General features: G+C 72.2%; 10 protein-coding genes. 3 read left to right on the top strand and 7 right to left on the bottom strand.

Features of this window, described 5'->3' with window-relative positions:
- Position 1 precedes the first annotated feature (1 nt).
- Genes VED21_RS28720 through VED21_RS28710 form a run of 3 tightly spaced genes read left to right on the top strand, consistent with a single transcriptional unit; the run spans position 2 to position 3,173 of the window.
- Complete coding sequence (locus VED21_RS28720) at positions 2–553, top strand: biotin transporter BioY (RefSeq protein ID WP_324888570.1); 552 nt, start codon at positions 2–4, stop codon at positions 551–553.
- Positions 550–2,010: an AMP-binding protein gene (locus tag VED21_RS28715; RefSeq protein ID WP_324888569.1), complete on the top strand. Its 1,461-nt coding sequence runs from the start codon at positions 550–552 to the stop codon at positions 2,008–2,010. Before VED21_RS28720 ends, VED21_RS28715 begins: the two co-directional genes overlap by 4 nt.
- Positions 2,007–3,173: a thiolase family protein gene (locus VED21_RS28710; protein ID WP_324888567.1), complete on the top strand. Its 1,167-nt coding sequence runs from the start codon at positions 2,007–2,009 to the stop codon at positions 3,171–3,173. Before VED21_RS28715 ends, VED21_RS28710 begins: the two co-directional genes overlap by 4 nt.
- 13 nt (positions 3,174–3,186) lie before the next feature.
- Here the strand turns inward: VED21_RS28710 and VED21_RS28705 are convergent, their stop codons facing one another.
- From VED21_RS28705 to VED21_RS28675, 7 genes are all read right to left on the bottom strand, one after another.
- Complete coding sequence (locus VED21_RS28705) at positions 3,187–11,025, bottom strand: Ig-like domain-containing protein (RefSeq protein ID WP_324888564.1); 7,839 nt, start codon at positions 11,023–11,025, stop codon at positions 3,187–3,189.
- Between the two features lie 378 nt (positions 11,026–11,403).
- The gene (locus VED21_RS28700; protein ID WP_324888563.1) at positions 11,404–13,527 is read right to left on the bottom strand and encodes a tetratricopeptide repeat protein; all 2,124 of its coding nucleotides are present in this window, start codon (positions 13,525–13,527) and stop codon (positions 11,404–11,406) included.
- A 4-nt stretch (positions 13,528–13,531) separates the two neighbouring features.
- Complete coding sequence (locus VED21_RS28695) at positions 13,532–14,188, bottom strand: calcium-binding protein (protein ID WP_324888561.1); 657 nt, start codon at positions 14,186–14,188, stop codon at positions 13,532–13,534.
- Positions 14,189–14,571: 383 nt separating this feature from the next.
- Positions 14,572–15,135: a D-sedoheptulose-7-phosphate isomerase gene (locus tag VED21_RS28690; protein WP_324888559.1), complete on the bottom strand. Its 564-nt coding sequence runs from the start codon at positions 15,133–15,135 to the stop codon at positions 14,572–14,574.
- Positions 15,136–15,258: 123 nt separating this feature from the next.
- On the bottom strand, positions 15,259–16,434 hold the full coding sequence (locus tag VED21_RS28685) for a glycosyltransferase (RefSeq protein ID WP_324888557.1): 1,176 nt from the start codon (positions 16,432–16,434) through the stop codon (positions 15,259–15,261).
- Entirely contained in the window at positions 16,434–18,281 is a 1,848-nt protein-coding gene (locus VED21_RS28680) for a tetratricopeptide repeat-containing glycosyltransferase family protein (protein WP_324888555.1), read from the bottom strand. The genes VED21_RS28685 and VED21_RS28680 overlap by 1 nt, the downstream gene beginning before the upstream one ends.
- The gene (locus VED21_RS28675; RefSeq protein WP_324888553.1) at positions 18,268–19,968 is read right to left on the bottom strand and encodes a glycosyltransferase family 4 protein; all 1,701 of its coding nucleotides are present in this window, start codon (positions 19,966–19,968) and stop codon (positions 18,268–18,270) included. Before VED21_RS28675 ends, VED21_RS28680 begins: the two co-directional genes overlap by 14 nt.
- Positions 19,969–20,071: the final 103 nt, after the last annotated feature.

Here is a 20,071-nt window from a genome sequence, read left to right as displayed (position 1 = left end):
CATGCTGAGCACCCGCGACCTCGTCCACTGCGCCCTGTTCGCCGCCGTCACCGCGGCGCTGGGATTGCTGCCGCCGATCCCGCTCGGCTTCATCCCGGTGCCGATCACGGCGCAGACGCTGGGCGTCATGCTGGCCGGCGCGCTGCTGGGGGCGAAGCGCGGCGGGCTGGCGCTGGTGCTGTTCGTGCTGCTGGTGGCGGCCGGCCTGCCGCTGCTGGCCGGCGGGCGCGGCGGCATGGGCGCTATCCTGGGGCCGACCGGCGGCTTCGCGCTCGGCTTCATTCCCGGCGCCTTCGTCGTCGGCCTGCTGACGGAGCGACTGCACGGCCGCGGCGGCGTGCTGGGCCAGTTCGCCGCCTGCATGCTGGGCGGCATCGGCGTGATCTACGCCTGCGGCATCCCGTGGCTGTCGGTGGTGGCCGGCATGCCGATCGAGAAGGCGGCCATGGCCTCCATGGCGTTCGTGCCGGGCGACCTGATCAAGGCCGGCATCGCCGCCTTCGTCGCCGCCACGGTGCGCCGCGCCTACCCGGCCATCGCGGTGCGCGGATGACCGGCCCGGCGCCGCTCGCCGCCCCCTTCGTGGCGGCGGCGCTGGCGCGCCCGGACAAGCTTGCGCTTCACGTCGGCGCGAAGGCCTTGAGCTACGGCGCGCTGCTCGGCGCGGCGCGGCGCGTGGCGGCGGGTGTGGCGGCGCTGTCCGGCGAAGCGCCGCCGCGCGTTGCCGTCCAGATGGACAACCGGGCGGAGTTCCTGGAGATCGTTCTGGGCACGGTGCTGGGCGGCGGCATCGTGGCGCTGCTCGACCCGAAATGGAGTGCGGCGCAGCGGCAGGCGGCGCTGGATCTCGTCCGGCCCGCCGTTCTGTTCGACGATCCCGGCGCCTACCGCGCGTGGCGCGACGCTCAGCCGGCCGATCGACCGTTCGCCGAAGTCGCCCCGGCGACGCCGTTCCTGATCGGCTTCACCTCCGGCACCACGGGGCGGCCGAAGGCCTTCATCCGCTCGCAAGCCTCCTGGGTGGCGACGCTGGACGCCAGCCGCGTGGAGTTCGCCATCGGGGTGGGCGACGGCATCCTGGTGCCGGGGCCGCTGGTGCACGGGCTTGGCCTGTACGCGGCGGTCGAGGGGCTGGCGGCGGGGGCCACGGTGCACGTGCTGCCCCGCTTCGACGCCGGTGCGGCGCTGGAGACGCTGGACGCGCACGGCCTGACCACGCTGGTCGCCGTGCCGACCATGCTGGTGGCGCTGCTGGAGGAGGCCGGGCGGCGCGGCGTTCGGCTGCCGTCCGTGCGCCGCGTCATCGCGTCGGGCGCCAAGCTGGCCCCGGTGGTGCACGAGCGGCTGGCCTCCGCCTTTCCGGAAGCCGGGGTGTTCGAGTACTACGGCGCCTCCGAACTCAGCTTCGTCAGCGTGGCGCCGTCGCGGGACGGCGTGCCGTTCGACAGCGTCGGCCGCGCCTTCCACGGCGTCGAGGTGCAGGTCCGCACCGCCGACGGCCGCCCCGCGCCGCGCGGCGAGGCCGGCACGGTGTGGGTGCGCAGCGCCATGCTGAGCGACGGCTACATCGGCCCGGCGGACGGCGTGGGTTTCCGCGAGGAGGGCGGCTGGGCCACCGTCGGCGACCAGGGCTGGATCGACGAACACGGCTGGCTGCGGCTGATCGGCCGGGAAGGCGACATGCTGATCTCCGGCGGCCTCAACGTCTACCCGGCGGAGGTGGAGGCGGTGCTGCGCGAACACCCGCTGGTCGCGGAAGCCGTGGTGCTGGGCCTGCCCGACGCCTATTGGGGCGACGCCGTCACCGCCGTGCTGTGGTGGCGCGGGGCGGAGCGGGCGACGCTGGCCGAACTGCGGGCGTGGTGCCACGCCCGGCTGGAGGGCTACAAATGCCCGCGCCGGGCCTTCACCGCGCGCGACGTGCCGCTGACCGGCAGCGGCAAGATCGCCCGCGCGCAGGTGCGCGCCTGGGCCCTGACCGGCAGCGCCGCCCTGGAGGAGATCGCATGAGCCGTGAGCGCGCCGTCATCGTCGCCGCACGCCGCACGCCCGTGGGGCGCATCGGCGGCGTCCTGCGCGCGTTGAGCGTGGAGCAGCTCGCCGCCCCGGTGATCCGCGCCGTGCTGGCCGACGCCGGGCTGGAGCCGGGGGAGGTGGACGACGTCATCCTCGGCAACGCGGTCGGGCCGGGCGGCAACGTGGCGCGGCTGTCGGCGCTGACGGCGGGGCTGCCGGTGCATGTGCCGGGCGTGACGGTGGACCGCCAGTGCGGTTCCGGCCTGGAAGCGATCAACCAGGCCGCGCGGCTGATCGAGGCCGGGGCGGGGGAGGTCTATCTGGCCGGCGGCGTCGAGAGCACCAGCACCGCCCCCTGGCGTATCGCCAAGCCCGCCAGCGTCTACCGCACGCCGCGCTTCTACGACCGCGCCCGCATGGCGCCCGACGATGTTGGCGACCCGGAAATGGGTGTCGCGGCGGAGAACGTGGCGCGGGCGTACGGCATCACGCGCGAGCGGCAGGACCTGTATGCCCTGAACAGCCACCGCAAGGCGGTGGCGGCGCAGGCAGCATGCCGCTTCGCGCGGGAGATCGTGCCGCTGGACCTGCCCGGCGGCGGCGTGGCGGAGCGCGACGAGTGCCCGCGCGCCGACACCTCGCTGGAAAAGCTCGGCAGGCTGAAGGCGGTGTTCGTGGAGGGCGGCACGGTCACCGCCGGCAACGCCTGCCCGGTCAACGACGGTGCGGCCGTCGTCGCCGTGGTGTCGGAGCGGCGGTTCCGCCGGCTCGGGCTGGCGGGTGGGTTGGTTGTGGTGGATTCCACGGCGGCCGGTGTCGACCCAGCGCTGCTGGGCACCGGCCCGGTGCCGGCGGTGCGCCGCCTGCTGGACCGCAACCCGGGCCTGCGCCTGGACGACGTCGACGTCGTCGAGTTCAACGAGGCGTTCGCCGCGCAGGTGCTGGCCTGCCTCGACACGCTGGGCATTGCCGGGGAAAAGGTGAGCGTCGGCGGCGGGGCGCTGGCGCTGGGCCATCCCTACGGCGCCTCGGGGGCGATCCTGGTCACCCGCCTGTTCAGCGAAATGACCGGTCCGGCCGCCGTCGCCCGACGCGGTCTGGCCACGCTGGGCATCGGCGGCGGCCTGGGCCTTGCGACGCTGGTCGAGCGGATCTGAGCGCCCTGAGCGCCTACGACCCCGATGGCCCCAGCAGCAGGATGTCGGTGGCGCTGAGCGTGCGGACGTTCAGCGTGGCGATGGTCACCGCCGCCCCGGCCCCGCTGCCGTCCGCGTCGAACGACAGCACGCCGGTGCGCGTGTTGAAGACGAAGCGGTCGTCGGCGTCCAGCGGGTTGTCGAGCGCGAAGTGCGCCGACGACAGCGTGCCCGTCGTCATGTGGCCGAAGCTGGGGCTATAGAAGGCCAGCTTGTCCAACCCCGTCTCGAAGTCGAGGATGGTGTCGCCCATCTCGTCGAAGCGCACGTAGGCGAAGACGTCGGCGCCGGCACCGCCCTCCATGGTGTCGATGCCGAGGTTGCCGTAGAGGACGTCGTTGCCCTCGCCGCCCAGCAGGTGGTCGCCGTCCTGGCCACCGAACAGCGTGTCGTCGCCGAACTGGCCGTACAGCGTGTCGCGGCCGCGGTTGCCGTACAGCATGTCGCCGGCCATGTTGCCGTAGAGGTGGTCCTGGTCCTGGCCGCCGAAGACGGTGTCGGATTCCTGGCCGCCGAACAGCGTGTCGTCGTCGTGGTTGCCGTACAGCACGTCGGCGCCGATCTGGCCGTACAGCACGTCGGTCCCGTACTGGCCCCACAGCAGGTCGCCGTCCTGGCCGCCGAACACGACGTCCAGGTCCTGGCCGCCGAACACGGTGTCGGCGCCCTGGTTGCCGTAGACCACGTCGTTCTGCTGGTTGCCGTAGAAGACGTCGCCGCCCACACCGCCCCACAGCGTGTCCGCGCCGGAGCCGCCGGTGACAGTGTCGTTGCCGGCGTCGCCGTACAGCACGTCGGCACCCGCGCGCGAGCCGATGAAATCGTCGCCGCCGCCGCCGTACAGCGTGTCGTCGTCCTCGCCCAGCACCATGACCTGCGCGGCGTCGTCGCCCACGGCGGTCTGCGAGCCGGCCCCGCCGCTGACCCAGGCCGCGCCGAACACGGCGATGAAGTTGACGTTGTTGATCTGCACGTTGGTCTGCGCCGGCACGCTCTGTGCGTCGAGCACCACGGCCTGGTACAGCGAACCGGTCTGCGCCGGGGCGTTGAGCACGATGGGCCCGTTCAGCGTCACGCCCGGCACCGATTCCAGCGTCACCGTGCGGACGAACACCGGCGCCGTCGTCGAGAGCGTGTTGAGGAAGGTGCCGGCGGTGCTGGTCATCTCCGTCCGCGTGGCGGTGGCGGCGGGTGCCGTGGTGCGCGCCTCGATGGAGGCGATCAGCGCCTGCTGGGTCTGCGTGCCGGTGGTGGCGTCCAGGTCGCCGACGGAGGACAGGCCGGCACCCGTCGGCAGGCTGGCCAGCAGCACCGGCGTGTTGCCGGAATCGCGCACGATCGGGATGTCGGCCAGCACGCGGTTGGGCGTGGCCGGATCGTCGACGCGGGTGGGCTGCACCGCCGAGATGGAGGTGGTGCTGGTGTTGTCGCCCGTGGTCGCGAAGACGATCTCGGTTCCGACCATCATGCCGTCGATGCGCGAATAGGTGCGCACCACGCGGTTGCCGGAGGCGGACGTGGACGTCGTCGTCTCCACCACCTCCACCGGGACGGTGGGCAGCGCGGCCGTCGGCGCCGGCAGGTCCTGCACGGTGATGGTCGGCGTCAGTTGCACGAGGCCGGTCGTCGTGGTGGGCGTGGTGGGCGTGGTCACCACCGGCGTGGGCGTGCCGCCGCCCCCGCCGCCGCCGCCGCCATTGTCGCCGGAGGTCTGCGGCGCCGCGCTGGTGGCGAAGTTGAACGTGGTGGCGTCGGCGATGCCGGCGAAGGCGTTGCCGGCCACGTCGGCCAGCGCCGTGCCCGACACCTGCACGTAGTAGCCGGTGGAGTAGGCGAGGTCGGCGAAGGGATTGAGCGTGACCGTGCCGCCGGTCACCGTGGCCGTGCCGCCGGCGCTGCCGGTTCCCGCCGACAGGTCGAAGGTCTCCACCACCACGCCGCCGGTGCGGTAGAGCGTCGCCGTCGGCGTGGTGGTGCCGGCCCGCACGTCCTCGGCGAAGGTCAGCACCAGGTTGGCGCCCACCGCCGCGGCGGTGGTGTCGTCGGCCGGCGTCGTGGAGGACACCGTCGGGGCGCCCGTGTCGATGGTCACCGTCAGCGCCGCCGAGGCGGTGGAGGTGTTGCCGGCGGCGTCCGTCGCCCTGGCGGTCAGCGTGTGGGCGCCGTCGGCCAGCGACGCGCCCGACGTGATGGTCCAGGCGCCGGTGGTGCCGTCGGCCGTCGCCGTGCCGATCGCCGTAGCGCCGCCGTCGTACAGCACGACGGTGCTGCCGGCCTCGGCCGTGCCGGTGAGGGTGGGGGCGGTGGTGCGGGTGCGGTCGTCGGTGCTCAGGGCGCCGGTGTCGCTCGCGGCCGTCAGATCCGGCGTGCCGGGGGCCGTCGGCGCCGTCGCGTCGATGGTGACGGTGAACGCGGTCGAGGCGGCGGAGACGTTGCCGGTGGTGTCGGTCGCCCGCGCGGTCAGCGTGTGCGCGCCGTCGGCCAGCGACGACGTGGCGGTGACGGTCCAGGCGCCAAGCCCGTTGGCGGTGGCGGTACCCACCGCGGTGGCGCCTTCATAAAGGACGACGGTGCTGTTGGCGGGAGCCGAGCCGCTGATCGCCGGGCCGCTGAGCTTCGTCCTGTTGTCGTTGGTCGTGCCGGTGTCGGAGGCGGTGGTCAAGCCCAGGGCGCTGGGCGCCGCCGGCCCGGCGTCGATGGTCAGCGTCAGGCTGCCCGACGCGCCGGAGGTGTTGCCGGCCGCGTCGGCGGCCTTGGCCGTCAGCGTGTGGGCGCCCACCGACAGCGTGGAGGACGTGATCGTCCAGTTGCCCGAGCCATTGGCGGTCGCGGTGCCCACGGCGGTGGTCCCGCCGTCGTACAGCACGACGACGCTGTTCGCCTCGGCCGTGCCGGACAGGGCGGGGGTATCGGCGGTGGTGCGGTTGTCGCCCGCCGTGCCGGTGTCGGAGGCGGTGGTGAGCGCCGGTGCCGACGGGTTGCCGGGTGCGGTCGCGTCGATGGTGACCGTCAGCGCCGGGGAGGAATGGCCCGAGGTGTTGCCGGCGGCGTCCGTCGCGGTGGCGGTCAGCGTGTGGGCGCCGTCGGCCATGGAGGCGCCCGCGGTGATCGTCCACTGGCCGGAGCCGTTGGCCGTCGCCGTGCCGACCGCCGTCGTGCCGCCGTCGTAGAGGATGACGACGCTGTTGGCTTCGGCCGTGCCGGACAGGGCCGGGGTGGTCGCCTTGGTGCGGTTGTCGCCCGCCGTGCCGGTGTCCGACGCGGTGGTCAGCCCCTGGACGGCCGGCGCGTTCGGCGCCGTGGCGTCGATGGTGACGGTGTAGGAGGACGAGGCCGACGAGGTGTTGCCGTAGGCGTCCGTGGCCTTGGCGGTGAGCGTGTGCGCGCCGTCGCTGAGCGAGGAGGTGGAGGTCACCGTCCAGGCGCCGGAGCCGTTGGCGGTGGCGGTGCCGACCGCCGTGCCGCCCTCGTACAGCACGACCGTGCTGTTGGCCGGGGCCGAACCCTCGATGGCCGGGCCGCTGAGCTTGGTCTTGTGGTCGCCGGTGGTGCCGGTGTCCGAGGCGGTGGTCAGGCCAAGGGCGCTGGGCGCCGACGGGGCCGTGTCGATGGTCAGGACGAAGTTGCCCGACGCGCCGGAAGTGTTGCCGGCCGTGTCCGTCGCCTTGGCGGTCAGCGTGTGCGCGCCGGTGGAGAGCGACGAGGAGGTGATCGTCCAGTTGCCCAAACCGTCCGCCGTGACGGTGCCGAGGGGCGTCGTGCCGCCGTCGTACAGCACCACCACGCTGCCCGCCTCCGCCGTGCCCTGCACGGCGGGCGTGGCGGCGGTGGTGTGGCCGTCGCTTGCCGTGCCGGTGTCGGAGGCGGTGGCGAGCGCCGGGGTGGCCGGCGCGTTCGGCGCCGTGGTGTCGATGGTGACGGCGAAGGCGGAGGAGGCGTCCGACGTGTTGCCGGCGGCGTCGGTGGCCTTGGCGGTCAGCGTGAAGCTGCCGGCGCCCAGCGTGGCGGTGGCGCCGTGGTCCAGCGTCCAGTTGCCGGAGCCGTTGGCCGTCACCGTGCCGATGGCGCCGCCGTCCTTGTAAAGGACGACGGTGCTGTTCACCTCGGCCGTGCCGGTGATGGTCAGCGTCGTGTCGCTGGTGATGCCGTCGGTGCCGGAGCGGCCGGTGTCGCCGCTGATGGCCGACACCGCCGGGGCGTTCGGCGCCACCCGGTCCACGGTGTAGGTCTGGCCGCCGGTGTAGCCGCCGCCGATGGCGAGGTTCGCCCCGTCGACGATGCCGGTGCCGCTGGCGTTGAGGTCGAGGCGCAGCGTGCCGGCGCCCGTCACGCCGGTGACGGTGACCGTGTAGACCGAGCCGCTGACCGCGCTGACCGTGCCCACCGTGCCGGTGGCGGTGCCGGTCTGGGTGACCGTGAAGTCGGCGGCGTCGACGTTGCTCACCGGCTCGCTGAACGTCACCGTGTAGGAGACGCTCGCGGCGTTGGTCAGCGTGCCGGCCGCACCCGTCCGCTCGATCGTCGACACCGAGGGGGCGGTGGTGTCGGCGGCGCTGGCGACGGTGAAGGTGAAGCCGGACGTGCCGCTGATGCCGGCGTAGGCGTTGCCGGCCGCGTCGGTCAGCGCCGTGCCGTCCACCAGCAGGTAATAGCTGGCGCCGGCCGTCAGGTTGCTGTCCGGGTTGATGGTGACCTGGGTGCCGGAGACGGTGACCTGCGCGCTGACGGTGCTGTCGTCGCTGGCCTTTTTCAGCGTGACGCTGCCGCCGCCCGACCGCATGGCCTCGGCGAAGGTCAGCACCACGTCGGCGTTCGTCGTGACGTTGGTGCCGCCGTTGGTGGGCGTGCTCGACGACAGGGTCGGCGCGGTGGTGTCCACCGTGACCGTCAGGCCGGCGGAAGCGGTGGAGGTGTTGCCGTAGGCGTCCGTGGCCTTGGCGGTGAGCGTGTGCGCGCCGTCGCCGAGCGAGGAGGTGGAGGTCACCGTCCAGGCGCCGGAACCGTTGGCGGTGGCGGTGCCCACCGCCGTGGCGCCGTCGTACAGCACGACCGTGCTGTTGGCCGGGGCGGAGCCTTCGATGGCCGGGCCGCTGAGCTTGGTCTTGTCGTCGCTGGTGGCGCCGGTGTCGGAGGCGGTGGTGAGGCCAAGGGCGCTGGGCGCCGACGGGGCGGCGTCGATGGTCAGCGTGAGGGAGCCCGAGGCGGTGGAGGTGTTGCCGGCGGCGTCCGTCGCCTTGGCGGTGAGCGTGTGGCCGCCGGTCGAGAGCGACGAGGACGTGATCGTCCAGTTGCCCGAGCCGTCCGCCGTGGCGGTGCCGACCGCCGTGGTGCCGCCGTCGTAGAGGACGACGGTGCTGCTCGCCTCGGCCGTGCCTTGCACGGCGGGTGTGCCGGCGGTGGTGCGGTCGTCGCCCGCCGTGCCGCTGTCGGAGCCGCCGGTGAGCGCCGGTGCCGAGGGGGCGCCGGGTGCAGTGGCGTCGATGGTCACGGTCAGCGCGGTCGAGGCGTCGGACGTCGAGCCGCTGGAGGTCGCCTTGGCGGTCAGGGTGTGGGCGCCGTCGGCCAGCGACGCGCCCGACGTGATGGTCCAGGCGCCGGTGGTGGCGTTCGCGGTGGCGGTGCCGATGGCCGTGGTGCCGCCGTCGTACAGCACCACCGTCGCCCCGGCTACGGCGGTGCCGCTGATGGCGGGCGCGGTCGCCTTCGTCTTGCGGTCGCCCTGGGTGCCGGTGTCCGACGCCGTGGTCAGGTCCAGCCCGGTGGGGGCGGCGGTCGCGGCGGCCGAGGTGCCGCTGGTGAAGTTCAGCGTCGTGGTGGCGCTGATGCCGGCGTAGGCGTTGCCGGCGAGGTCGGTGATGGCGCCGCTGTCGATCAGGATGTAGTGGCCGGTGGAGGCCGTGAGGTCCGCCATCGGGTCGATCGTCACCTGGGTGCCGGAGAAGGTCACCCGCGTGCTGGTCGCCGGGTTGAAGGATTCCACCAGCGTGCCGCCCGCCGTGTAGAGGCGGATGGTGCCGTTGCCGGCCTGCACCGTTTCGCTGAAGGCCAGCGTGATGTTGGCGTTGAGCGCCACGCCCGTCGCCTCGTCCGTGGGCGAGGAGGAGCCGAGTGTGAGCGTCGGCGCCGTGCCGTCGGCGGTGGCGGAGGCGCTGGTGGTGAAGGACAGCGTGCTGCTGCCGGTGAACCCGGCGAACGCGTTGCCAGAGCTGTCGGTGACGGCGCCGCTGGCGACCTCCACGTAGTAGGCGGTGTTCGTCGCGAGGTTCGACGTCGGGTTGATGATGAGCTGGGTGCCGGAGTAGGTCAGCTGCGTGGTGTCGGTCGCCTGGATGGTCGCGACCACCGAGTTGTCCGACACCTTCTTGATGAGGATGGTGCCGCTGCTGCCGGCCTGCACCACCTCGGAGAAGGTGAGGGTGATGTTGGCGTTCACCGGAATGCCGGTGGCGCCGGTCGACGGCGCCTTGCCGCTGAGCGTCGGGGCCGTGGTGTCGGTGGGCAGCAGCGCCGCCGCGGTGAGCACCGGGGAGTAGGCGCCCAGCTGCGTGTAGGGGGTGCTGCTGCTGGCTTCCGACTTGTTGATGCCGCCGATGTCGCCGTTGATGCTGTTGAGCTGCGTCATCGTGACGACGACGTAGCGCAGGGCGGAATCCTTGGTGATGCCGTAGATCGGGCTGGTGCGGCCGTTGGCGGCGGTGGCGAGCAGGGACGCCACGTCGGCGAACGGCACCTTGAAGCTGACGAAGGTGTCGCCTTCGGAATCGCCGAAATTCGTGGCGCTGCCGGTCGTCGCCCAGTCGGGATCGGTGGTCGAGCCGACCGCGTTGAAGCTGTAGTTGACGCCTGCCGTCGAGGTGTAGGTGTAGCTGGTGCTGGTGATGCTGGTGGTGCTGGGCGAGTTGTTGGCGCCGGTGCCGGGATCCCACAGCGACACGCCGCGGCCGGTCTTGCCGTCGTAGCTGACGAAGGCGTCGATCTTGCCGTCGAGGTTGGCGTCGATGCCGACCAGCGCCACCGCGCCGAACGCCGTGCCGCCGCCATCGGAGATGCGGAAGCGGAAGGCCAGCTCGTCGTCGCCGGTGGCGGCCGTGCCCTTGTCGTCGAAGCTGGTGTAGAGGACTGCGTGGTTGGCGTCGCCGACGAGGTCGAGGCTGGCGGCGCCGGCCTGCGGGTCGTTGGCGATGTCGAACTTGGCGCCCTGCAGAACCGCCGTCCAGCCGGTGTTGCCGCCCAGGCTGATGGTGGCAAGCGTGTGGCCGTAGGCGGCGAGGCGGGTCGGGTCGCCGAACACCGGCGCGGTCACGCGCCCGGCATGGGCGGCGAGGTCCCAGGTGCCGCCGGCCGCCGTGCCGCCGGTGGCGCCGAAGGAGGCGGCGACGTTGGCGCCGGTCAGCGCCGCCAGCGCGCGCAGGAACGCGGCACCGGCATCGCCCTGCGCCACGTGGCAGCCGTACACCAGCAGGTCGCCGCCGTCGGCCAGCGCCGCGCCGATGCGGCGCAGCGCGCCGGCCGCGTCGAGCAGGCGTTCGGTGTCGACCGGCCGGTCGCCCAGCGCGAGGCTGCCCGGCTCGCCGTGCGACAGGACGTGGATGGCGGCGAGGCCGCCGTGACCGGCCAGGGCCTCGGCCATCTGCGACAGGCCGTCCCGGCCGGCGGCGACGCGCAGCACCGCGCAGCCCGGGCGCGCGGCGGCGGCCAGGAAGCCGACGTCGGCGACGCGTTCGTCGATGAAAATCAGTTCCCGGAGGGCATCGGGCGGTGCGCCGAAGGCCGACAGATTGGAAGAAAGTTCCACGGCGTCCGAAACACTCATATCGCCCTCAAGTACTTTTCAGAAATGTTCACTACAGCGCGCGGGTTTTGCAGAGCCGTGTTGCCGAACATCCACCAACTGCCAGTAGCGACGCATAAACTTGCACCACTTTACTCGCAGATGATCAGCAATGACTCTGCACAATAAGTTTTATCTAAACTTTTTAAGAAATGCCAGCACGATACAACCGCTTGCGGTGCTCCGTTTGTGACAATCGGCGACGGAATGCTGCAATTTGCGTCGTACGGAAGCGACGCCGAGGGCATAGAGCACAACCGGAAACGCGAGTGGAGCGCCCCTTCATCAAGTTGCGGTATAAAAACGCCGCGCACAGGTTGATGGAGAGGGGGCGTTGGAAGACGACCGGTGGTCGGACGATCAGCGGGCCGGCGTTGCGAAGGTCAGCAACTGCTCGGCTACGTTGTGAATGGCGCTCCCCCATTCACCGGGGCTCGGCTGGCGGAACAGGCGCAGCGTGGGGTACCAGGGGGAGTCGTCGCGGCCGGTCAGCCAGCGCCAGCAGCCGTCGAAGCGGGACAGCACCCACACTGGCTTGCCGAGCGCGCCGGCCAGATGCGCCACCGACGTGTCGACCGTGATCACCAGGTCGAGGTTCATGATCAGCGCGGCGGTGTCCGCGAAGTCGCCCACGCCACCCGTGAGGTCGATGAGGTCGAGCCCGGCCGGCGGCGTGCGGAGCTGCTCCGCCGGCTCGCCCATTTGCAGATTGTAGAAGGTGACGGCATCGCGCGCCGCCGCCAGGGGGGCGAAGGCGGCCAGCGTCAGGCTGCGCCGGCGGTCGGTGGCGTTGGCGCGCGGCGCGTGCCGGCGCGGATCGCCCGACCACACCAGCCCAACCCTGGGACGGCCGCCGCCGTGCGGCAGGCGCGCGCGCCACGCCGACACGTCGGCGGGGTCCGCGTGCAGGTAGGGGACGTTCGCCGGGATCGTCGCCTCGTGGGTGGCGAAGGCGCGGGGCAGGCTGAGCAGGGGGCAGTGCAGGTCGAAGTCGGGGATCGGCTCGTGCAGTTCGTACACGGCGGCGACGCCGGGCATGGCGGCCACCAGCCGCTTCAGCGCCTTCTGCACGGCCAGGATCACGCGCCCGCCGCGCGCTGCGACCAGGGGCGCGTAGCGCACGAAGTGCAGCGTGTCGCCGTGCCCCTGTTCGGCGTGCAGGAGGATCGACCGGCCGGCGAGGTCCTCGCCGCCCCACAGCGGGTGGCGGAGGTTGGGAACCGGCAGCTGGCCGGTGCGCCAGCGCCACTCGTACTCCGCCCATCCGTCCGCCCAGCGCCCGGCCTTCAGCAACGCCAGGGACAGGTTGAAGTGGCCGTCGGCGTTCTCCGGGCTGCGCGTGAGGACGCCGCGGAAATCCTCCTCCGCCTCCGCCAGCCGGCCGAGGTCGAGGTGCGTGATTCCCAGGTTGTTGCGCGCCGAAATGTGGTCCGGCGCCAGCGCCAGCGCCCGCCGGCAGGCCACCTCCGCCGCGGCGTAGTCGGCGGCGCCGCGCGCGTCGCTGCGCCGGGCATAGCCGAGGTTGGCGTAAGCGTCGGGGTGGTCGGGCTGGAGCGCCACCGCGCGCTGGTAGGACTCGCGGGCCGGCGCGCCCTCGCCGACCTCCCAGAGCGCGCTGCCCAGGTTGTTCCACGGGTCCGGATAGCCCGGCCGCAGCGCCAGCGCGCGCCGGTAGGGCACCTTCGCGTCGGTGAAGCGGCGCGCGGCGATCAGGGCGCTGCCCAGGTTGTTGAAGGCCTCGGCGAAATCGGGACGCAAGGCCAGGGCCCGCCGGTAGGCGGCATCGGCCCGTCCGGCGTCCTGCCGCTTGATGAGCGTGTCGCCGAGCCGGCGCCACGCCTCCGCGTCGGCCGGGCGCAGCCGCACGTCGCGCGCCGCGACGGCGGTCGCGGCCACCGCGTCGCCCCGTGCCAGCGCCGTTCGCGCCAGATGCTCGACGCCTTCAGCGTCGTCGGGCTTCAGCGCCAGGACACGCCGCCACGCCGCGAGCGCCGCTGCGTAGCGCCGCTGGTCGAAGATGGCGGCGGCGACGGCCTGCGCCGCGTCCAGACGGTCCGGCGCCAGGCGCACGGCCCGGAGCCCGCAGTCCAGCGCGCGGGCCGGATGTCCCTGCTGGCGGTGGAGCTTGGCGAGATTGACGTGCGGCTCGGCGTAGGCGGGATTCAGCGCGACCGCCCGCCGCGCGGCGGCGGCGGCACAGCCGAGGTCGCCGCGCGTCCGCCCGACTTCGGCGTTCGTGTTGTGGTAGATTGCCGCCTCGCCGTTGACCCGCAGCGCGCGGCCGACGAGTCGCCCCGCCGCCGCGGCGTCGCCGCGCTGCAGAGACGCCAGCCCGAGCAGGTGCAGGGCGTCCCCATAGCCGGGATTGAGGGCGAGCGCCTTTCGGTAGAAGGCCCCGGCTTCCGCCGGACGCCCGGCGCGGTGAGCCGACAGGGCCTGCGCGACGAGCGCGGCCGGATCGGGCAGGGCGGTGCCTGTGCTCACGCGGTCAGACGAGGGTGATCCAGTCGTTGGTGATCTGGCTGGCCGCGAGGCCCTTCAGCGTCAGCTCCTCGCCGCTGCTGAGGCGGATCACGGCATCGCCGTTGAGCGCCGACGTCCTGGTGTAGGTGACGCTGGCCAGCAGTTCGATCCGGTCGCCGGCCACGAAGCTGAAATCGCTCACCGTGTCGTTGCCGGTGCCGGGGCGGAACGAGAAGACGTCCGAACCGGAACCGCCGAACAGCAGGTCGTTGTCCCGGTTGCCGGTCAACCAGTCGTTGCCGTCGCCGCCGTAGATGGTGTCGGCCCCCTGGCCGCCGAAGATGGTGTCGTTGCTGACGTCGCCGTTGATGAAGTCGTCGCCCAGGTTGCCATAGATCAGGTCCTCGTTGTCGCCACCGAAGACCGAATCGCCCGCCTGGCCGCCGAACAGCGTGTCCGCGCCGGACTCGCCGTACATCAGGTCCTGGTCCTGGTTGCCGTACATCACGTCTTCGAGCGCGCCGCCGTACAGCGTGTCGTTGCCGGTGAAGCCGGCCAGCGAATCGCCGTAGTACCAGCCGTACAGAAGGTCGTTGCCGCTGTAGAGATTGCTTTCCTTGTACGTGCCCGAGAACACGTCGCGCCATGCCGCCGTGACATCCGACAGCGTCGAGATCGGCAAATTGTTGGAATAATCATACTCAATTTTGTTAATTGTTCCGGAGACCCCGCCGACGGCGGAAGTGCCGGTGAAAGTCCCGTAATATGCCTGAATACTTTCTCGGCCGTCGATGGTTTCCTTGAGCACAACCTTGTCGGGCGAGAAAAGAATAACTGAATAGTTTGATGGATTGATGTTGTCCGTCGAAAGATTGCTCACGTGGTTCTGACTGAGCGGCGTTACGGAAAGCTTCGCCATGACGGACTCCGACGGTGAACATTACACTGGAGAGGCTTATATCCGCGGCGCGGAGTCCTGTCCAGCAATGCCACGCAGAGCCGAATAAAGTTTCACCGGAGACAGTTCCACCGGAGACGAGGGGGGAGGCGGCGCCGGCCGCCGGATCAGCCCGCGAGGCGGGCTTCCACCTGCTCGCAGATATAGTGGTACAGGCAGATGTGCGCCTGCTGGATGAGCGGGGTGTGCCGCGACGGCACGTCGATCAGCAGGTCGCTGAGCGCGCGCAGCCGGCCGCCGCCTTCGCCGGTCATCGCCACCGTGGTCATGCCCAAGGCGCGCGCCGCCTCGAAGGCCGCGACCACGTTCGGCGAGTTGCCGCTGGTGGACAGGCCCAGGAGGACGCCGCCGTCCTGCCCGTACGCCTCGACCTGCCGCGAGAACACCGTCTCGTAGGAATAGTCGTTGGCCCAGGCGGTCAGCACCGCCGGGTTCGAGGACAGGCAGATGGCGTTGAGCCCGCGCCGCTCCTTGAGGAAGCGGCCGACCAGTTCGCCGGTGATGTGCTGCGCATCCGAAGCCGAGCCGCCGTTGCCGCACACCAGCAGCGGCCTGCCGGCGCCCAGCGCGTCGGCGATGCGCGTCACGGCCGTGTCGACGACGGTGGCGTCCAGCGCCTCCTGGGTCCGCTGCAAAACGGCAATGGACTCGTCGAGGTAGCGGCTCAGCATGGGATGCTCCGGGTTGCAGAACGGGCCGATGGCGGCGGCAGAGTGGCAGGAGCCTTGCGGCGGTTCAACGGAAATGGGGCGGGAATGGACGCAGGGCAGGGTTTCCGGCACGCGGCCCGGCCATCAGCCGCAGAACGACAGGCAATGCGCCATGATGACGTCGAGCACGCTGTCCGAGCCGCGCTCCGCCAGCCTCTGCGCGATTGCCCGCGCGTTTTGCCGGAAGTGCTCCGTCCCCAGAAGATGGGTCAGCGCCTGCGTCACATGCGTCGGCTCGAACGCCCCGGCCGAACGCATGGAGACGGCGACGCGCATGCCGCCCAGCGCGTTGGCGTTGCCGCGCTGCTCCTGGTGGCGCGGCACGACGAGCTGCGGCCGGCCCAGCGCCAGGACGGTCTCGACCGTGCCGACGCCGCCGTGGTGCACGACCACCCGCGCACGCCCCACCGCCTCGCGCATGGGTTGCGGCCGGTCGTGGATGAGCAGGCCGCGGTCGCGCCACGTCTGCATGGCCTGGGGCGGTGCGTCGCGCAGGTAGATGCGCCCGGACCGGCCGCTCTGCGCCAGCCCTTCCAGCACCTTGGCCGTGTGCGGGTAGGACAGCGACAGGTAGCCGAAGTAGTCCTCCGCCGGCTCTTCCTCCAGCGGCGGGGGCAGCTGGGTCAGCGTGCCGATCGCCGGCTTCCGGCGGTGCCGGCCGTAGAAGTCCAGTTCCGGCAGGGTGATGACGAACACGCCGCTGCCGGCCAGGATGGAGGGCACCGTCGGCGGCAGCGGCCGGCCGCGGCGGCGCTGCACCTCCTGCACGGTGGCCAGGATCTTCGCCTCGTCGGTGCGGGGCGGCGCGTCGCGGAACGGCGGGAAGCGGTCCAGTTCCGGCGGCGGCAGGATGAAGCCGTCGCCGATGTTGACCACCGGCCGCGCGCCGTAGGCCGCCAGGCACACGCCGGGGGCGTAGTCGGTGACGATCAGCGCCGGGTCGACCACGTCGATCAGCCCCTGCCACGCCGTCACCATCGGCAGCAGGCGGTTGACGTCGGTGAAGCCGACGGTGGCCAGGATGTCGCCGAAGGTGCTCATCGGCTCCTTCTCCTGGCCCGGCGGCGCGGCGGGAATGGCGAACGGCGCCTGCACGAAGGTGAAGCCTTCCGGCGCCAGGACGACGTGGGAGTTCTCCAGCGAACGCACCGCGAAGACGCAGTCGTGCCCGGCCTCGCGCAGGCGCCGGGCGATCGGCAGCAGGCGGGTGATGTGGCCGAAGCCGTCCCCCAGTTCCCAGGCCAGCAGGACCCGCGCCATCACCGTGCCTCCGTCTGCGCGACGGCCCGGCGGGCCGCCACCTGTTCGCCCAGCGCCGCGGCCATCTCCGCCACGACGCCGTCCCAGTCGCCGGCGCGGCGCTGCCGGAACAGGCGCGCCGTCGGGTACCAGGGGCTGTCGCCGCGCCCGACCATCCAGCGCCAGTCGGGGGCGTGGTGCAGGGCGACCCACACCGGGCAGCCCAGCGCACCGGCGAGGTGTGCGGTCGACGTGCAGGTCGAGATCACGAGGTCGAGCTGGCGCATGGCCGCCGCGGTGTCGCGGAAATCGCCGATGCGGTCGCTGAGCCGCACCAGTTCGGGCGGGGCGTCGGCGAGGTCCTCCTCGCGCGGGCCCTTTTGCAGGCTGAACACCTGCACGCCGTCGACCGCGAGGAGCGGCAGGAAATGCCTGAGCCGCGACGAACGGGCGCGGTCGCCGCTGAACTGCGGGTTGCCGCCCCAGACGATGCCGACCTTGAACCGGTCCGGGTCCGCCTCCGGAATGTCGAACCGCGCCTGCGGCGGCACGCGGACGTAGGGCACGGCGCGCGGGATGTCGTCCAGCGTCGCGTGGCCGAGCACCAGCGGCGCCGACAGGAGCGGCAGGTGCAGGTCGAACGGCGGCGGCGGCGCGAAGCGGGGGATGATGGCGTCGATCTCCGGCGTCCCCTCCAGCAAGGGGATCAGCGGCTCGTGGCTTTCCAGCACGATGCGCCCGCCCCGCGCGCGGATCTGCGGCAGGTAGCGCAGGAACTGGAAGACGTCGCCCATGCCCTGCTCGGTGTGGATGAGCAGCGTCTTGCCGGCGAACGGCCGGCCGTCCCACATCGGCTGCGTGAAATCGCGCCGACGCGAGGGGAAGCCGTCATAGCGCCAGCGCCACTCGTACTCGGCGAAGCCCTCGCCCATCTGCCCGTCGGCCAGCAGGGCCAGCGAATAGTTCCAATGGAACTGCGCGTTCTCCGGCTCCAGGGCCAGGGCGCGGCGCAGCGCCCGGAGCGTACCGCCGAGGTCGCCCATCTCCTTGAGCAGGTTCGACAGGTTGTAGAGCATGCCCGAACTGGCCGGCTCCAGCGCCAGCCCGCGGGCGTAGGAGGCGCGCGCGTCCTCCAGCCGTCCCATCCGCCGGTAGAGCGCGCCCAGGTTCGTGAACAGGAACGCCGGACGGCCGGCCCGCGCGGCGTACTGCCGGTACCCGTGCAGGCTTTCCTCCCACCGGTCCAGGCGCTGCATCACGTTGGCGTAGGAGAGCAGGGTGTTGGCGTTGTCCGCATCGACCTTGACCGCGACGTCGAGCACCCGCGCCGCGCGCTCCAGCTCGCCCGCCGCCTCCAGCGTGCGGCCCAGGGTGGACAGGGCCGGGGCGTTGAACGCCTGCAGGTTGACCGCCGCCTCCAGGTGCTTCACGGCGGGGCCGTACCGGCGCGCGTCGGCCAGATCGCTTCCGGCGATGAGGTGCAGCTCGGCCGAATTGGGGGCCTGCGCCAGAGCGGCGCGCAGCCGCGCCTCGAACAGCGGCCGGTCCTTCGTCGCCTGCGCCAGCCGCACGGCCAGCACGTGCACCGGCGCGGGCTGCGGCCGGCCGGAGGCCAGCAGCGCCGCGACGCGCGCATCGGCGGCGCCGGGGCTGCCGCCCTTCCATTCCAGTTCGGCGAGGCGGACGGCCAGCCCGGGATCGTCCGGGAACTGGACCAGCGCCTTCTCCAGCATCGGACGCCCTTCCGTCTGGCGCTGCGGCGCCGACAGACGGTCCACGTACGCGCACACCGCCCAGGCGGAGGCGTAACCGGGCGACGCGGAATCGGAGGCCGGCGCCGTGCCGGCGGGTGGATCAGAAATCGACAAGGCCATACTTCTTCAACCAGGCGAAGGTGCGTATCAGACGACGGCGCACGGGCAGGGGATGATTGCTCAGCAGTTCCCCGACGCGCTTCGGACCCGCGGCCAGTTCGGCGATCAGCGCGCGGATGCCTTCCGGCGGCACCGTCGTGGCGCCGCCGAAGCGGTTCAGCGTGCCGGTCAGCACCGTCTCCAGCCGTTTGGCCGCGTCCGCCCCGGCAAGGCGCATCACGTCCTCGCCGCCGATCAGGCGCGTGGGGTGGCGGCGGAACATGGTGAAGGGATCGGCGCGCAGGGGCGACGCGGGTTCGCCCGCACGCCGGGGCGCGGTCTGGGGCGCGGCGTGGCGGCGCTCCGCCAGTTCGGCCCACAGCTGCTGGTAGGCGCCGATGACGTGCCGCCAGTCGAAGACGTCGAGCGCCCGCCGCCGGCCCGCGGCCCCCATGCGGCGCCGCAAGCCGTCGTCGGCGGCGAGTCGGGCGACCGCGTCGGCGCAGGCGTCGATGTCGACCGCCGTCGCCAGGCAGGCGGCGCCGATGAAATGGTCGTAGTTGTCCAGTTCCAGCAGGAAGCGGTCGGACAGGTCCCCGCCGGCGAGCGGCGGCGGCGCCACCGTCGGTATGGTGAAGCCGGTCTCGCCGTCGACCACCGTCTCCCGGTAGCCGTCCCAGTCGCTGACCACGCAGGGCAGCCCGGCGGCCATCGCCTCCACCGGCGTCAGGCCGAAGCTCTCCTGGATGTTGTCGGACAGCGAGCAGAACAGATCGGCGGCGAACCAGGAGGCGCGCGCCAGCGCGGGATCGGCGCCGTCCAGGATGTGCACGGCCACGGACGGGCAAAAGCGCGGCACCGCGTCGTGGAACTCACGCTCGATGCCGGAGTTCGGGAACTGGCCGACCAGCATCAGGTGCAGCTTGCGCCCCGGACCCAGGCGCGCCTGGGCGCGCTCGAAGGCCATGAACATGGGCACCGGGTGCGCCTTGGCGTGGAACACCAGACGGCCCAGGAACAGCCCGGCCACGTCGCCGTCCGCCATGCCCAGGCGGGCGCGCAGGGCACGCCCCGCCTCGTCCTCGGCCGGGCCGCGCGTGAACCCGTCGCAGTCGACCCCGAGCGGGATGACGGGAAGTTGCGCGTTGCGCTTCGGCTTGGCGCCGACGCGCTCCTCCAGATAGCCGGCGTAGCCGTCGAGCAACTCCTCGACGGCGGCGCGCACGCTGTTGGTGGTGCAGATCAGCGCGTCCCATTCCTGCACCGGCGCCGTCAGGAAGGCACCGATCGCCTCCATCGCGCGTTCGGAGGAGACGGTGTGTGTGACGCCGCACAGGCTGTACGCCCGCTCGTCCACCACGCGGCGGTGCCACGCGGCCTCGGCGAGGCCGGGGCCCGGCAGGTACAGGCAGCCGGGCTCGGCCAACGAGCCGAGATTGCCTGCGTTGTGCCAGCGCGTCTCGCACGGGGCGCCCTTCAGCGCCGCGGTGCGCTGCCGGAAATCGTCGTAATGGGCGCGGTTGTTCGTGAAGCAGTGGAACGGCTCGACCCCGATGCTCTCGACGAAGCCCTTGAGGAAGCCTGCGCCAGCCGCGTGGCGACCCTTGACCTGGGCGCGGGCGGCGTTGAAACCCTCGGGATGGTAAAAGAGGGCGGCCGTCGCGCGGCGCGTGGCGGGAGTGGAAGCGTCTGGCTGGCTCATGGTGTCCTGAGGCGGGCTGGCGACGCGCCGTTTTACTCGAATGCCATGCGGAGAGCGAGACTTTAAGAGCCCGCATGGCGTGTGCTAAACGGGGGCGCACAGC

This window comes from Azospirillum sp. (assembly GCF_035627195.1).
Taxonomy (GTDB): Bacteria; Pseudomonadota; Alphaproteobacteria; order Azospirillales; family Azospirillaceae; genus Azospirillum.
Note: the sequence above shows the minus strand (reverse complement) of the source record. Positions and strands in the feature narration are given on the sequence as shown.